Genomic DNA, 15,870 nt, shown 5'->3' with positions numbered 1-15,870 from the left:
GCAAGAGAACTTCTCGATACTCGGAGGAAGATCTGACAGCATAAGCTAAACTTTTTCTTGATCACCTAAAATGTTATAAAGTAACATTTGATGTTTCAAGTGAAGTAGAGTTACAGCGTGTAAGCTAGAGTCTAGCGGCGTTATAGCGCTTTAAGCCCTTCAAGTACGGCTTGGCACCAGTTCTTCAAACACATCACTTAAGTCATCATCGACTTTTAAGTGAATCAGGTTCCAGTACTGTCCCGAAATGGTTCGGTTAACCATCAGGGTATCCGGTGAAGGCTTAAATACATCCCAGTATTTTAGGGAAGGTTTCAGCAGCTCCATACCATCATGATGGGCCGAATTCTCTGCAAAATCGTAATGAGTGGTCAAGGGACGTAACAAAACCTCTAGCCATTGTTCGTACAGTTCAGGTGGGAATTTTCCGGTTTCCGTCAGGCTATGCAGCGCATCCAGTTGCTGCTCAATCACGCCAATATCTTTTTCACGTGCTGCATGAATCAAGGTTCTGAAATGACCTACGATTTCGGCAGACAAGGTTTTTACCGCACCGTAGTCATAGATAATGACGGAGCCATCTTCACGGAAGGCAAAGTTTCCTGGATGCGGGTCACAGTGAAAACGTTTTAGATAGAAAATTTCCTGTCCAATAGCTCGAAGCAGACGTCGCCCCAGTGCATTACGGGTTTCCAGTGGCCAGGTGCTGGCGGTTTCCATGCTCTCGCCCTGTTCCAGACTCAGGGTTAAGATATGCCGGGAAGAATAATCCTGGAAAACATGTGGAATAATCACTTTAGTGTCCAGTGATTCATGGAACACCCGGGCAACTTCCAGATTTTGAGCCTCAATTTCATAATTGAGTTCGTTGTCCAAGCTGTGCTGGATTTCCTTAAACAGCTGATCCTGCAGTTTGCGGTCAATTTTCAGTACACCCATTAGACGCAAGGCCAGACGAACCTGTTTCAGGTCACTTTCACAGGCTTCATCGACACCTGGATATTGAACTTTGACCACCACCTGCTGTCCGTCAGTTAAAACTGCTTTATGAACCTGGCCAATAGAGGCGGCGGCAAAAGGCTGTTCATCAAAGCTTTTAAAAAGCTGAGACAGTGGTTTTTTAAGTTCTTTTTCGACCTGGAATTGAATTTCCCGGAAGGGCATTGGTGGTGCCTGACGCTGTAATTTGGCAATCGCCTTGGCGACTTCTGGTGGAAAAATATCTTTGTATTGTGAGGCAATTTGCCCCACTTTCATGACAGCGCCTTTCATCTCACCCAAAGTATCGGCAATCTGAACCCCAATATCCTGAAACAGTTGACTGCGTGCAGCATTTTTCTGCTCTTCATCTGCAGTGATATTTTTAATGGAATTGGATAGGGTTTTAGTTGCAATACTTGCGGTCATTCCGGCAAGTTTCATAAAACGTCGACCAGGGGTACGCGCCGTTTTTGCCATGTGAGATTCCTCGAGCCCATCATTGAACGGATGTATTTGATCATAGGTGACAACCGGGCAATTGCCTACATTTAATTGTAGATGATATGTTGCAAAGCTTCTCAAATTCTCCATTTTTTTTGTCGGCTTTGGCAGTATTGATTTGCTTGAAAAATCTTCGGTGATTAGCCTGTTTTTACAAAATTGTCCGGTATCACTATATTTTAAATAAGCCTTGGTGTTATTTCTGAATATTATTTTAAAGCAAAAAAATTAAAATATAGCCTTTATCACAGCCAAGAAGACTCCATGAAAGTTTATCGCTATTTTACCGGTACAGATGATGTGCATTTCTGTGCGCGAGTGACCCGCGCTTTAAATGAAGGCTATGAGCTGTATGGTGCGCCGACCATGACTTTTAATGGTAGGGAAGTAATTGTCGGGCAGGTCGTGATCAAAGAGGTCAAGGACGACTCCGAGATTCCGCAGGGCTTAAAGGATGCACTGCAGGACTGCTAGTACATCCTTACTGAACAACGTTTAGGAATTCAGACCAAGACGTTTATTATTACTATAAAGCCGTGCCAACAATAACACACAGGCCACAGTCAGCCCCACAATCAGGCCAACCCAGACCCCGGCGGCACCCATATCACTAAAACGTGACAGATAGACACCGACCGGGAAAGCAATAATCCAATAGGAAATCATGGTGATCCACATGGGGCCTTTGGTATCCTGCATGCCGCGCAAGCAGCCGGCAGCACTGATCTGCCAGCCATCCATCAACTGATAGGCAATAGCAAAGAGTATTAGATACATGGCAATTTGAGTGACCAGCGTATCTGAAGTATAGAGAGCCACAATTTCCTGACGGAACAGCCAGAGCAGCAGCATGGACAGCAGGGCCAGAACGGTGGCACTAATCAGCCCCAGACTTTGTACTTTACGCATCGCCTGCCAGTTCTGTTCTCCATAATAGGTCCCGACTCGGATGGTCAAAGCAATGGCGAGAGACATTGGAATCATAAAGAGCTGGGACGTGATAGAAATGGCAATCTGGTGCGCTGCCACAATGGTTTCACCCAAAGGACTCAAGACAATGGCTGCAGTACTAAAAATGCTGACTTCAAAGAAAATCGCCAGGCCAATCGGAAAGCCGAGTTTTAAAATACGTTTCAGCCAATAAGGATCAGCTGTTTCCCAATGGCTAAAAGGCTGGGTCTTGTGATAGGCCTTATTCTTAAAAATATACAGAGCCAGTGTGATAAACATCAGCCATTGCAGAATGGCGGTAGCAAATCCACAGCCTGCACTTCCCAGAGCCGGAAGAGGACCCAGTCCATACATAAAGAGATAGTTCAGTGGAACCAGCAGGATCAGGGCCAGCAGGCTGATGGCAGTCACCGGACGCGGATAACCTATGGCTTCAGAATAGCCGCGAAGAGCTGCATACATGGTGACCGCGGGCATCCCGAAACCAATGGCATGCAAGAACAGGCTGGCCTTAGGCTGTAGACTTTCCGGCACACCTAGCAGGGGCAGGACCCAAGGCAAAATCTGTAAAATCAGGCCTGCAATGATCCCGAGGACCAATGCCACCCACAGAGACTGCCGGGCAATGGTGGCAATTTTTTCCGGCGTACGTGCACCATTGGCTTCAGCCACTAAAGGCGTGGTGGCAATCATGATCCCACTAAACAGCAGCATGACCGGAATCCATAAACCGACCCCTACCGCAATTGCGGCAAGATCAGTAGGGGAAAGGTGTCCGGCCATAATCGTATCAATGAGCCCCAACCCTGCCTGGGAAAATTGGGTGACCAGAATGGGCAGCATGAGCTGAAACAGGCGCTTTAACTCAAAGGAAAAGGTTGTGGCGGACGAAACATTAGACACAAAAATGACTCATAGGTAATTATGTGCTTAGAGAAAAGGTTTAGCGTTGTAAAGTGAGAAGCACACCAATAAAAATCACTACGCCACCCAATAGACGTTGCCAGTTTAGCGGCAGTTTTGCATTGCCCAGCAGACCAAATTGGTCTACCACCATCGACATGACCAGCTGACCAAAAATAATGGCACCCGTCAAAGTCAAAAAACCAAGCTTGGGCGCTGCATAGATGCTCATACTAATGGCATATACCCCCAGTACGCCTCCGATCCATAAGTACAGGGGCACATTCATCAGCTCCTGTAGAGTCGGCTTGGATTGCGGCTGCAACAGCACCAGCAGGGCAAGCACTATTGTACCAATCAAAAAGGAAAAAAATGCAGCTTGAATCGGAGAATATAAATATTCTTTTAACTGGGTGTTAATGGCGGTCTGCAAGGTCAGCAAGACTCCAATAGTAAACACCAGAGGCAATAATATGATCAGTTGGGAAGATATTTTCATAATTTAATGAGCTAATTTTATTTAAATTTTTAGGTTGATCTTGCAGTGATTTTAATTTTAACAGTGTGCTGGAACAATCATGTTAAAATTTGGATAGATCTTGTCATAATTTTGAGTACTTCTTTGGCTGAACTAAATCCCGCCCTGATTCCTGTATCGCTTTATATCCATATGCCGTGGTGTGTGCGCAAATGTCCTTATTGTGACTTTAACTCACATGCGGTTCCTGAGGGGAAATTGTCTCTGGAGCTGGAACAGGAATATTTACACGCCTTGGTCGAGGACTTTAAAACTCAGGTAGATTTTGCCCAGGGACGCGCCATTCACAGTGTTTTTATCGGTGGTGGAACCCCTTCGCTCATTTCTGCACCAGGCTATCAATGGTTATTTACACAATTGCAGGCGATTATTCCTTTTGAAGCGGATTGTGAAATTACCCTGGAAGCCAATCCAGGCACCGTCGAGCATGATCCTTTTGCGGGCTATCTCGCAGCAGGTATTAACCGTCTCTCGCTTGGCGTGCAAAGCTTTAATACTGAACATCTGAAACGCTTAGGGCGGATTCATAGCAATGAAGATGCTCTTTTTGCCATTGGGCTGGTACATGAAGCTGGCTTTCAGCGCATTAATGTAGACCTGATGCATGGACTACCGGAACAGACTCTAGAACAGGCGCTGAATGATCTGAAGCTCGCCGTTGAACATGGAGCAACACATATTTCCTGGTATCAGCTCACTATAGAACCGAATACGGTCTTTTTCCGCACTCAGCCAGTTTTACCGCTAGATGAGGTTCTGGAAGATATTCAGGAGCAGGGCGAGCGCTACCTCAAGGCCCAAGGCTTTGTTAATTACGAAGTCTCTGCCTGGCGTAAAGAATTGCCTTCGGCACACAATCTGAATTATTGGCAATTTGGCGATTATCTGGCCATTGGAGCAGGGGCGCATGGGAAAGTAACTCGACCGGATGGCGTGTACCGTTTCCAGAAAACCCGTTTACCCAAAGATTATCTGGCTAAAGTGCCTGCTGAGCATTTACAGCTTAAACGGATTGAAGAGAGCGAGCTGCCATTTGAATTTATGATGAATGCCCTGCGCTTGAACAACGGCGTAGATACCAAACTTTATAGTGAGCGGACCGGCCTTTCAGTTGAGCATTTAAATGGACTCTTGGATTCACTACGTCAGCGACACTTGATGGTAGAGGATATAAGTCGCATTGCCTGTACGGAACAGGGACATATATTTTTAAATTCAGTGCTGGAAGAATTTCTTTAAGCCCATAAAAAAAGCACCCTTCCGGGTGCTTTTTCAAATCAGTCTCTACTTATAGAGCAGTGATTTGAGTCGCTGTAGGGCCTTTTTGACCTTGAGCAACGATGAAAGAAACTTTTTGGCCTTCAATTAGAGTTTTGAAGCCAGAACCCTGGATTTCGCTGAAATGAGCGAAAACGTCTGGACCAGATTCTTGTTGAATGAAACCGAAACCTTTAGTTTCGTTAAACCACTTTACTGTACCATTAACTGTATTAGACATAATATAACCTATTGAATCTTGTGTGTTTTTAGTCAAAATTTCAGATGACTAACCGTAACTTTGAAAAATGAAAAGGATGGAGCTTTTTGATCTGTAAAACGAAGGTTTATGACTAAAACTGCGATACTTGAAAGAAGACTAACCAAAACAAGAATTTTTCTAGTTATCGTCATGATACCTTTTATTTATAGATTTTCAAGAAAATTATACTGAATATCGTTTAGGGTTTTGAAAAATATACAAATAAATTTGTGTGTTTTGTGTACGTCTTTCATATAAACAGTTTTAAATACGCTTGTATATATAAAAAAAGAGCGCTATTGCGCTCTTTTTTAATTACTTTGCTTATTAGTAATCGAAGCTAAAATGTTCTGCTGCCAGAGTCGTTAACGTTTTTGATGGGTTAACCATGGCTTCAGCATGTCCTTGGGCACGTGGTAACAGGCGCTCAAAATAGAAATCTGCTGTTTTGATTTTGGCTTTATAGAATTCTGGTGTTTCTGCACCATCACCAGAGGTCAGTTTCGCAGAAGCGACTGCCGCTTGTTGTGCCCAGAAATAAGCCATCATCACATAACCAGAGAACATCAGGAAGTCCACCGAAGCGCTTGAGACGATGTCACGGTCTTTACGTGCTGCCAGCATAATACGTACGGTCAGGGCATTCCACTGCGCGCACAGCTTGGTCAGATCCCAGGCAAAGCGGCGCATATATTTATTACGTGCATGCTGACCACAGAATTTCAGGATTTCAGCCGTATAATCGCGGATGACTTTACCCTTAGAGGTCAACAGGACTTTACGGCCAATCAGGTCAAGTGCCTGTACGCCAGTGGTACCTTCATACAATGTAGAGATACGGGCATCACGTACGATCTGCTCCATGCCCCATTCTTGGATATAACCGTGTCCACCAAAGACCTGTACACCGTGGTTGGCTGCTTCAAAGCCCATTTCGGTCAGGAAGCCTTTCAGAATCGGGGTATAGAAACCTAAATGATCATCCTGTTCTTCAAAAGCAGCCTGGTCACCTCGTACCAGCGCATCATTCATATTGTCTGCAATTTGGGCAGCATGATAAATCATGGCACGGCCACCTTCAGCAATCGCTTTTTGGGTTAGCAGCATACGGCGCACATCCGCATGGTGAATGATTGCATCAGCTACTTTTTCCGGATCTTTTTTACCCGACAGGGCGCGCATAGACAGACGTTCTTTTGCATACGGTAAAGCACCCTGGAAGGACAGTTCTGCATGACAGATGCCTTGAATGGCCGTACCGATACGCGCGGTGTTCATAAATGTGAACATGGCATGTAAGCCTTTATTTGGCTCACCAATCAGATAGCCCACTGCATTGTCAAAGTTCAGAACGGCCGTCGCAGACGCACGGATTCCCATTTTGTGTTCAATCGAACCACAGGTCACCGGGTTACGTTCACCGATCCCACCATCTGCTGCTGGAACAAATTTCGGCACGATAAACAGGGAAATCCCTTTGGTGCCTTGCGGCGCATCCGGAAGACGGGCCAAGACAATATGCACGATGTTTTCAGTCAGATCATGTTCACCGGCAGAGATGAAAATCTTGGTTCCTGAAATGGCATAGCTGCCGTCTTCTTTCGGCTCAGCCTTGGTTTTCACCTGACCGAGATCCGTACCACATTGTGGTTCAGTCAGACACATGGTGCCTGCCCAGGTGCCTGCAACCAGATGAGGCAGATAAGTATTCTTTTGCGCCTCGGTGCCATATTGCATGATGGTGTTGATACAGCCTATGCTCAGGCCCGGATACATCTGGAAAGACCAGTTAGCTGTTCCCATCATTTCTGATTTGATCAGGTTAAGAGACATTGGCAGGTTTTGGCCACCAAATTCTTCAGGATAGGACAAACCTTGCCAGCCGCCTTGTACAAACTGGTCATAGGCTTCTTTGAAGCCTTTTGGTGTTTTGACTTCGCCATTTTCAAAATGACAGCCTTCCAGATCACCGCTCTGGTTTAAAGGAGAAAGGACATTTTCACAAAAATCTGCCGCACCTTCCAAAATCATGTCTACCGTGTCAGCATCGGCATATTCACCATTCGACAGGTTCTGGTAGTGCGCAGGGTAGTCAAGCACTTCATTCATTAAAAAGCGAATGTCGTGTAAAGGGGCTTTATAAGCTGGCATGCGTTTAATCCTGATTAAAATAGTTTTGGATTATCTGTATCGATTCTATGATTATTCATACTTGGAATAAAAAAACATTGATAAGGCACGCAAATAAAATTGTCAGAAAAGCGAATTACATATTCAAGCTGTTGCTGGCTATTCTTTTGCTCGCCTGGCTTGGGTCTGGAGCAGGGTTAGATAAAAACTGCTTATCTGATTAGACTTTAATGAATAAAAAGCGGCTGTGTCCAGTACTAGTTTTGTATAAGTTGTACCCAAATGTTATCGGGTTTTTCTAGTGAAAAGATGTCACTAAATCCAATCAGATAAGCATAAAAAGTTGAAAAAGGACTGATTCGACAGTCCTTTAGCGGAGGAGTGAAAAAATTAAAGAAAATCCTTCAGCTCCGGTTTTACCCCATTCCAGATATAAAAGGATTCAATGGCCTGACCGACCAGCATACCAAAACCTTCAGAAGTCGGTACACCGCGGGCTTTGGCCTGATCGAGGAAAGAAGAAGGCTTGCCATAGGCCATTTCATAGGCCTGTTTAAAGCGCAAACTGTCTGGCAGTATCAGTGCATCACCCGTTAAGCTCACAGAAGTGGCATTGATGACCAGATCAAAATCACCCGTTAGAGCATCTAGGGCGATGGCATGTAATTCCGCCTGCGGCACGGCATCGCGCAGGTCTGTCACCAGCTGTTCGGCACGCGCCAGAGTACGGTTGGCAATCACGATTTTTTTGGCGCCTGCTTGTACCAGCGGATAAATCACTCCACGTGTAGCACCGCCTGCGCCAATCATCAGGATATCGGTATTTTCCAGATTCCAGTCCAAGGCACGAATGGCTTCGACCAGTCCCTGACCATCGGTATTATCTCCATGCAATACACCTTCTTGCATCCAGAGTGTATTGACGGCTTTAGCAATTTTGGCGCGCTCGGTCAGGACCTGACATTGAGCAAAAGCCTGCTCTTTAAAGGGCACTGTGACATTCATGCCGCTGCCCCCCTGAGCGAAAAATTCCTGAATATTGGCGCTAAAACCATCGAGTGGTGCCAGACGTTTCTTATAGTTTAATGCTATACCGGTTTTGGCTGCAAAAGCCTGATGAAGTTCCGGAGAGCGTGATTGTTCAATGGGATTACCGACCACAGCAAATTGCTTGCTCATTTCACAGTGTCCATGTGCTGAAATGCGCATCAATATACGTGAAAATGACCGAGGACTAAAGCGCCTGCTTATTTAAGCTGTTCGAATTTCAAGAACTACAAGTTTCAATAATCTGTTCTGCCAGAAATAGCGCCATGCTGATCACCACGCCAGCAACGGTCAGGACACTGACACTGATGGCTACACTGTCCAGAACAAAATTATGGCTAATTATAGCGGTGCTAATCGCAGCAATACAGGTAATTAGAAACAGCCAAAAGGCCAGAAGGGCAGGGTTTAAATCAGCATCATACATTTTTATTTTACTCAGTCATTAAATTATTGAACCAGACAATATGCAGGGTATTCCCGGGTTCAGGGATTGCTTTTGAGTATAGATGATTTATCTATTGAAAATGTCCTCTATTTGAGGACACTTTGTATGTAATTATGTAGGGGATTCTTATTTGGTTTTCAGTTGTGTTAACCAGTCATGCGCTTTAAGATAGTAATCGGTGAGGCGCTTCTCAGCTGAACCTTCAGCCCATTCAGGACGATATGACCAGCCAGTAAGAGGTGGCAGGCTGACCAGAATCGATTCGATCCGCCCGCCGGTTTGCAGGCCAAACAGCGTACCGCGGTCATAGACCAGATTGTATTCTACATAGCGGCCACGACGATACAGCTGAAAATCGCGCTGTGCCTGCGTGTATGCCTTGTTCTGATTACGCTTGAAAATAGGCAGAATAGCCTCTAAATAGCCATTGCCTACAGCTTGTATATACTGGAAACAGGTCTCAAAATCCCACTGATTAAGGTCATCAAAGAATAGGCCGCCCACCCCGCGCTGCTCGTCACGATGCTTCAGATAAAAATAATCATCACACCATTTTTTGTGTTCGGCATACACGTTGGCCCCAAAGGGTGCACACAGGTCATGTGCCGTCTGATGCCAAGATAAAATATCGTCATCATTGGGATAAAAGGGGGTTAAATCAAAACCGCCTCCAAACCACCAGATGGGATCCTGGCCTTCTTTTTCTGCCACAAATAAGCGTACATTGGCATGTGAGGTTGGTACATTCGGGTTTTTAGGATGGATGACCAGCGATACCCCCATGGCCTGAGCCTTGGCGCCGGCAATATTCGGATGGCGTTCAGTCGCCGAAGCCGGCAGGTTGGATATATTGATGTGGGAAAACATTACTCCACCTTTTTCAATCACCGTGCCATTTTGTAAAACCCGGGAACGGCCACCGCCACCTTCAGGACGTTCCCAGTCATCAATCACAAATTCGGCGCTACCGCCGCCCGCCCGTTCTTGCTGTTCAAGTGCTGCACAGATCCGAGCTTGCAGGTCGAGGAGAAATTCGCGAACGCGTTGAATATCCATAGATGTTGGATGCTGCATCAGAACCCTCATGAGGAGATTAAAAAGCTGTTTACATCAAACCATAAAATGGCCTAAAAATTAAGGTGTTTTTCTCAATACTCCTTCTGTGCCGGCCGACTCAACCTCAGCAAGAGGTCAGGCGGGGCCAGGCTCAAATCCGACCGGAGAGCTTGGTTGAATTCTTTTTTGATGCATCTCACAATAGCTGAGCACACTCATTTTTTCGGGCTTTATCTGCTCACAGGTGGACAGCATGTCGGTTCAGATGAAATCTCTTATTCAGAAATATAATGTTCCTGGTCCACGTTACACCAGCTATCCAACCGTCCCCTATTGGCAGGAACAGGATTTTTCCCTGGCCCGCTGGAAGCAGAGCTTAAAGCGGTCTTTTGACGAGTCGAATCAGTCAGAGGGCATTAGCCTGTATATTCATCTCCCCTTTTGTGAAAGCCTGTGTACCTTCTGTGGCTGCCATAAGCGTGTCACCAAACGCCACGAAGTAGAGCAGCCTTATATTCAAGCCGTATTGAAAGAGTGGGCACTGTATTGTGAATTGCTGCAAGACAAGCCCCTTATTAAAGAAATTCATCTGGGGGGCGGTACGCCGACTTTCTTCTCAGTTGAGCATTTAACCCAGCTGATTCAGGGAATTTTACTCAAGGCGAACATTGCCGCAGAACATGAGTTCAGTTTTGAAGGCCATCCAAACAATACCACGCGTGAGCATTTGCAAGGGTTGTATGATCTGGGTTTTCGCCGGGTCAGCTATGGTGTGCAGGACTATAATGCAACCGTACAAAAAGCCATCCATCGGATTCAGCCCTATGAGAATGTCAAGCAGGTCACTGAATGGGCACGTGAGATTGGCTATAGCTCCATCTCGCATGATCTGGTCTTTGGCTTGCCTTTTCAGAGTCTGGACGATGTTCTAAATACCATCGACCAGACCAACTCACTGCTACCGGATCGTCTGGCCTTGTATAGCTATGCCCATGTGCCATGGATTAAAGGCAATGGCCAGCGCGGCTTTAAAGATACTGATGTGCCCAAAGATGAACTCAAACGCCAATGCTATGAAGAAGGCAAAAACAAGCTTCTGGCACAGGGCTATCATGAAATTGGCATGGATCACTTTGCCCTAAGCAGTGACAGCATGTACCGGTCTTTTCAAACAGGGACTTTACACCGCAACTTTATGGGCTATACCGCTTCCAAAACCCAGCTCATGATTGGACTGGGGGTTTCTTCAATCAGTGACAGCTGGTATAGCTTTGCGCAAAACGTGAAAACGATTGAAGAATATTATGAATGTCTAGAACAGCATAAGATTCCGGTCTTTAAAGGACATATTCTGTCTCGGGAAGATCTGATCATTCGCCAGCATATTCTCAACCTGATGTGCAGCTTTAACACTTCATGGGAAAATCCTGAACTGCAATTTGCTGAAATTGAGGAAGTGCTGGAGCAGCTTGAAGAAATGCAGCAGGATGAATTGATTAAAATAGCAGACGCATCAGTCACGATTTTGGAAAAAGGCAAACCTTTTGTCCGCAATATTTGTATGGCCTTTGATTTGCATTTAAAGCGCCGCATGCCGGAAAACCGGATTTTCTCGATGACGATTTAATCGCATCCTGATTTCGCGGGAGGAGAGATGAGGAAAACTTTCTTCAATGAAATAAACTTCCTCCCTTGGGAAAAGGGAGGAAGAGGGGAGAATTCTTAACAGACGTTAAAAATCATCCTTCTGATACATATGTGCCATACGTTCATGCTTGGTTTTGAGATACTGCTCATTGAATGGATTTAAGCCTACTGTCAAGGGAACACGGTCAGTCACTTGAATTCCTTGTGCTGTCAGCGCATCAATTTTAAGCGGATTGTTGGTGATCAGGCGTACCGCTTTCACTCTCAAATGATCCAGCATAATGCTGCACATATCATATTGACGTGCATCTGCTGGCAGATTGAGCATCAGGTTGGCATCGACCGTATCATGTCCCTGATCCTGCAAGGCATAGGCGCGAATCTTGTTGGTCAGGCCTATTCCACGTCCTTCCTGGCGCAGATATAAAATCACGCCGCAGCCAACTTCATTAATCAGCTTGAGGGTGGCTTGCAGTTGCGGGCCACAGTCACATTTCAGGGAAGCAAAGGCATCACCGGTCAGACATTCTGAATGTATACGAACCAGGACTGGCTCATCAGTGGGTTCCTCTAAACCCTTAGAGAGCGCGATATGTTCCTCTCCTGTCTTAGGGTCTTGAAAAACAGTAATTTTAAATTCACCATGAGCGGTCGGTAATCTTGACGTTGCGACAAATTCGATTGGCACAGCTGAACCCGTAAAATCCTAAAAAGTAACTAAAGTATAGCCTAATGATTAAACATTAGTAGAATTGCACAGGGGATTTTGTGGAGAACATTTTCTTTTTTTAAGAAAGCGAACGATAATAGTTGATAAATAGTGAGGTTATTCAGGATAATCGTAGCCTGCAAATTTTTTACCCCGATGAAATCATTGTGTAATAATGCGTCGCTAGAAGCGTAGCTGAATTGAAGCTGCTACAATTCAACTATATGATCGGGTACTCCCCATTGACCTCGCTTAGCATTTGCCAGGCTTTAGAAGGCTTTGCCATATATGTTGTATACAGAAATTCCAACTCAACGTCCTGTAACACCATTGCTAGATGGAATTGATCATCCTCAGCAACTGCGTGCACTTGAGCAAAGCCAGCTAGAGCAAGTGGCGGATGAGTTACGTCAATTCATTTTGTATGCTGCTGGGCAAAGTGGAGGGCATTTTGGTGCCAACCTCGGTGTAATTGAGCTGACTGTGGCTTTGCACTATTGCTTTCAGACGCCGCATGATCGCCTGATCTGGGATGTGGGTCATCAGGCCTATCCGCATAAAGCTTTGACCGGACGCCGGGAACAGTTGACCACGATTCGTGCCAAGGACGGTCTGGCTGCGTTTCCAGCCCGTGACGAATCCGAGTTTGATACCTTCGGGGTAGGCCACTCTTCCACCGCAATTTCTGCTGGCTTGGGCATGGCATTGGCACGTCGTTATCAGAATGACCCCTGTGAAGTGGTTTCAATTATTGGCGATGGTGCCATGACCGCAGGTATGGCCTTTGAAGCCATGAATGATGCGGTGGCACATCATGCCAACCTGATGGTTGTATTAAATGACAATGATATGTCAATTTCATGCAGTACGGGCGGTTTTGCCAAGCATCTTGCAGCAATCTGGGAGCGTGGTGAATTTGTCAATGTAACCGAAGAGGGTGAGGCCTATGTACAGCCACATCCAGAATGGTTGTATAACTCACGCTTGCACAGCGCGGCAACTGATGCCGCTGATAACCTGTTTAAAGCCATTGGTTTTGATTACTTCGGTCCTTATGATGGTCATGATGTCCAGCAACTGGTTCATGTATTTAATGCCCTGAAAAAGCGGACCGGACCACGTCTGATTCATGTCTACACCAAAAAAGGTAAAGGTTTTGCACCTGCTGAATCGGATCAGATTAAATATCATGCCATTAGCAAACTGAATGCGGTCGCAGCAGTCAAGATGGCGCCCAAATATTCAGACGTATTCGGGCAATGGCTCTGTGATGAGGCTGCACAGGATAAACGCCTACTGGCTATTACTCCCGCCATGTGCGAAGGTTCAGGCATGGTCCAGTTTGCCAAAGACTATCCGGAACGTTTCTTTGACGTTGCCATTGCCGAGCAGCATGCGGTGACACTGGCAGCCGGTATGGCCTGTGAAGGTTTAAAACCGGTCGTCGCCATTTACTCGACGTTCTTGCAGCGCGGTTATGACCAGTTGGTGCATGACGTGGCCTTACAGAATCTGGATGTGACCTTTGGCATCGACCGGGCGGGGCTGGTCGGTGAAGATGGGCCGACACATGCCGGTGCCTATGATTATGCATATATGCGCACAATTCCCAATCTGGTGATTATGGCGCCTAAAGATGAAAATGAATGCCGTCAGATGTTGCATACGGCTTATCTTTATAATGGTCCGGCCGCGGTACGTTATCCACGTGGTAATGGACTGGGTGTTGAAATTCAGCAAACTATGGTCGAGATGCCGATTGGTCAGGCAGAGGCTTTGCTCAGCCTGAACGAGCAATCTGATGAGCATATTTCAATTCTGGCTTTCGGTAGTCGGGTCCAGGCAGCCGTAGAAGCAGCTCAGGCTTTTGCCAGTCGCTATGAAGTTGGCGTACGTGTCATCAATATGCGTTTCATTAAGCCTTTAGATACCAGTATGCTGGATCAGCTTGCACACTCCACCAGTTTATTTGTTACTGTCGAAGAGCATGCGATCATGGGCGGTGCTGGTAGTGCAGTCAATGAATATCTGGCTGAAGCACAGATCGTGAAGCCAATGTTAAATCTGGGGCTGGACGATACCTTTATGGCACAGGCAACACATAGCCAGATGTTGCAACAAGCTGGACTTGATGCACAAAGTATTGAAAAATCCATTGCTCAGGCCTGGTCTAAACTGGCACAAAGCGTTCTATCCTAAGTATTTAAAAACTTTAGACACATTTTTTCCCAAAAAGCCCGAATATTTGCTAAAATATGCGGGCTTTTATGCATTATTCTTTATCAATATCTTCAAATTTGTAGTGGGTGTTCAATGGAACCTATGGTGGTGATGGCTGCGCGTGCGGCTCAATTAGTTGGTCAAGAGCTTTTAAAAGCGCATCAGAATCGTCATAAACTCGATCTGCAAGTCGAAGAAAAAGGCATTGATGGTCCGGTAACGCGTGTAGACCGTTATCTGGAACAGTTGACTATCGATACTCTACGTAAAAGCTATAAAAATCACAGTTTCCTGGGTGAAGAATTTGGCTATCAGGAAGGTAAAGGTCATGACGCTGACTGGTGTTGGGTGATTGATCCGCTGGATGGCACACTTAACTTTATCAACGGTTTTCCGCATTTCTGTATTTCTATCGCAGTTCAGCACAAAGGCGTGACTCAGCACGGCGTAATTTATGATCCGGTAAAAGATGAGTTGTTCTCTGCAAGCCGTGGTCGCGGTGCAATGCTGAATCAGCGCCGTATCCGTGTCAATATAAAAGACAGTCTGAATAATACTTTCTTGGCCGTAGGTCATGCTTACCGTGCCAAACGTAATGGTGAAGTTGTGTCTTATGCCAAGAACCATTTTGAATCATTGTTAAATGTGACCGAAGCGGGTGCTCAATACCGCCGTGCAGGTTCTGCGGCACTGGATCTGGCTTATGTAGCGGCTGGCCGTCTTGATGGGTATTTCGAGCTTGGCTTGAAACCTTGGGATATTGCAGCAGGTGAGCTGATTGTGAAAGAAGCGGGCGGTACTGTGGTGGATGCACGTGGCGGTAGCGACTCTATGGAAAATGGTCAGGTTTTGGCTTGCTCAATGAAGATGCTTAAACCGTTAATGCAAGCAGTTGTTCCTGCTTGGGGTGAAGCAGCCAAATAATCGGCTTTAATCGAATATGAAAAAAGGTATCTTTCGGGATGCCTTTTTTCTTGCAAATTATTCATTTGAGATTGCTTCTAAAGCACTTTTGATTCATCTGTTTAGTCATAAGAGTTTAGGGAAAATTGACCAAATGGAGAATAAGCTGCTTTTTTCACCTGAGCTAAGTTTCGGAAAATGATGAAAAAATTGACGGTTAAACAAAATAATACGAAAAGCGGATGACTTTATAAATTATCCTGCTATAATCTTGGCACGCACTTAATTTCTGTTCGTTACCTGAACATTTCTCTTCT

The 15,870-nt window shown here is 45.6% G+C and carries 14 protein-coding genes; 5 read left to right on the top strand and 9 right to left on the bottom strand.

Annotated features, from left to right (window positions below; all coding sequences use genetic code 11):
* Positions 1-159: 159 nt before the first annotated feature.
* Positions 160-1,458, bottom strand: a complete 1,299-nt coding sequence (locus tag E5Y90_RS12095) for an ABC1 kinase family protein (protein ID WP_174660299.1) — start codon at positions 1,456-1,458, stop codon at positions 160-162.
* A 288-nt stretch (positions 1,459-1,746) separates the two neighbouring features.
* Between E5Y90_RS12095 and E5Y90_RS12090 the strand changes: the two genes are divergently transcribed.
* The gene (locus E5Y90_RS12090) at positions 1,747-1,956 is read left to right on the top strand and encodes a DUF1737 domain-containing protein (protein WP_151205340.1); all 210 of its coding nucleotides are present in this window, start codon (positions 1,747-1,749) and stop codon (positions 1,954-1,956) included.
* Positions 1,957-1,977: 21 nt separating this feature from the next.
* Here the strand turns inward: E5Y90_RS12090 and E5Y90_RS12085 are convergent, their stop codons facing one another.
* Positions 1,978-3,336, bottom strand: a complete 1,359-nt coding sequence (locus E5Y90_RS12085) for an MATE family efflux transporter (protein WP_323848075.1) — start codon at positions 3,334-3,336, stop codon at positions 1,978-1,980.
* A 40-nt stretch (positions 3,337-3,376) separates the two neighbouring features.
* Positions 3,377-3,835, bottom strand: coding sequence for a DMT family transporter (locus tag E5Y90_RS12080; protein ID WP_151205286.1), 459 nt, complete (start codon positions 3,833-3,835; stop codon positions 3,377-3,379).
* A 123-nt stretch (positions 3,836-3,958) separates the two neighbouring features.
* On the opposite strand from E5Y90_RS12080, the gene hemW reads away from it, so the two are divergent.
* Positions 3,959-5,113: a radical SAM family heme chaperone HemW gene (gene hemW, locus E5Y90_RS12075; protein WP_174660298.1), complete on the top strand. Its 1,155-nt coding sequence runs from the start codon at positions 3,959-3,961 to the stop codon at positions 5,111-5,113.
* 49 nt (positions 5,114-5,162) lie between these two features.
* On the opposite strand, the gene E5Y90_RS12070 is transcribed toward hemW, so the two are convergent.
* From E5Y90_RS12070 to hemF, 5 genes are all read right to left on the bottom strand, one after another.
* The gene (locus tag E5Y90_RS12070; RefSeq protein ID WP_151205284.1) at positions 5,163-5,372 is read right to left on the bottom strand and encodes a cold-shock protein; all 210 of its coding nucleotides are present in this window, start codon (positions 5,370-5,372) and stop codon (positions 5,163-5,165) included.
* 348 nt (positions 5,373-5,720) lie between these two features.
* The gene (locus E5Y90_RS12065; RefSeq protein ID WP_151205283.1) at positions 5,721-7,544 is read right to left on the bottom strand and encodes an acyl-CoA dehydrogenase C-terminal domain-containing protein; all 1,824 of its coding nucleotides are present in this window, start codon (positions 7,542-7,544) and stop codon (positions 5,721-5,723) included.
* A gap of 369 nt (positions 7,545-7,913) precedes the next feature.
* Positions 7,914-8,702, bottom strand: coding sequence for a shikimate dehydrogenase (gene aroE / locus E5Y90_RS12060; protein WP_174660297.1), 789 nt, complete (start codon positions 8,700-8,702; stop codon positions 7,914-7,916).
* Positions 8,703-8,790: 88 nt separating this feature from the next.
* Complete coding sequence (locus E5Y90_RS12055; RefSeq protein ID WP_151205281.1) at positions 8,791-8,997, bottom strand: hypothetical protein; 207 nt, start codon at positions 8,995-8,997, stop codon at positions 8,791-8,793.
* Positions 8,998-9,144: 147 nt separating this feature from the next.
* The gene (gene hemF / locus E5Y90_RS12050) at positions 9,145-10,092 is read right to left on the bottom strand and encodes an oxygen-dependent coproporphyrinogen oxidase (protein WP_174660296.1); all 948 of its coding nucleotides are present in this window, start codon (positions 10,090-10,092) and stop codon (positions 9,145-9,147) included.
* Between the two features lie 235 nt (positions 10,093-10,327).
* On the opposite strand from hemF, the gene hemN reads away from it, so the two are divergent.
* The gene (hemN, locus tag E5Y90_RS12045) at positions 10,328-11,701 is read left to right on the top strand and encodes an oxygen-independent coproporphyrinogen III oxidase (protein ID WP_174660295.1); all 1,374 of its coding nucleotides are present in this window, start codon (positions 10,328-10,330) and stop codon (positions 11,699-11,701) included.
* A 105-nt stretch (positions 11,702-11,806) separates the two neighbouring features.
* Here hemN and ribA read toward each other — a convergent pair whose 3' ends face one another.
* Positions 11,807-12,409: a GTP cyclohydrolase II gene (gene ribA / locus E5Y90_RS12040; RefSeq protein ID WP_174660294.1), complete on the bottom strand. Its 603-nt coding sequence runs from the start codon at positions 12,407-12,409 to the stop codon at positions 11,807-11,809.
* A 309-nt stretch (positions 12,410-12,718) separates the two neighbouring features.
* Between ribA and dxs the strand changes: the two genes are divergently transcribed.
* On the top strand, positions 12,719-14,629 hold the full coding sequence (gene dxs / locus E5Y90_RS12035; protein WP_174660293.1) for a 1-deoxy-D-xylulose-5-phosphate synthase: 1,911 nt from the start codon (positions 12,719-12,721) through the stop codon (positions 14,627-14,629).
* Positions 14,630-14,743: 114 nt separating this feature from the next.
* The gene (locus E5Y90_RS12030; RefSeq protein WP_151205620.1) at positions 14,744-15,574 is read left to right on the top strand and encodes an inositol monophosphatase family protein; all 831 of its coding nucleotides are present in this window, start codon (positions 14,744-14,746) and stop codon (positions 15,572-15,574) included.
* The last annotated feature ends 296 nt before the right edge of the window (positions 15,575-15,870 follow it).

The organism is Acinetobacter sp. 10FS3-1 (assembly GCF_013343215.1).
GTDB lineage: Bacteria > Pseudomonadota > Gammaproteobacteria > Pseudomonadales > Moraxellaceae > Acinetobacter > Acinetobacter lwoffii_C.
This window is presented reverse-complemented; position numbering and strand designations above follow the sequence as displayed.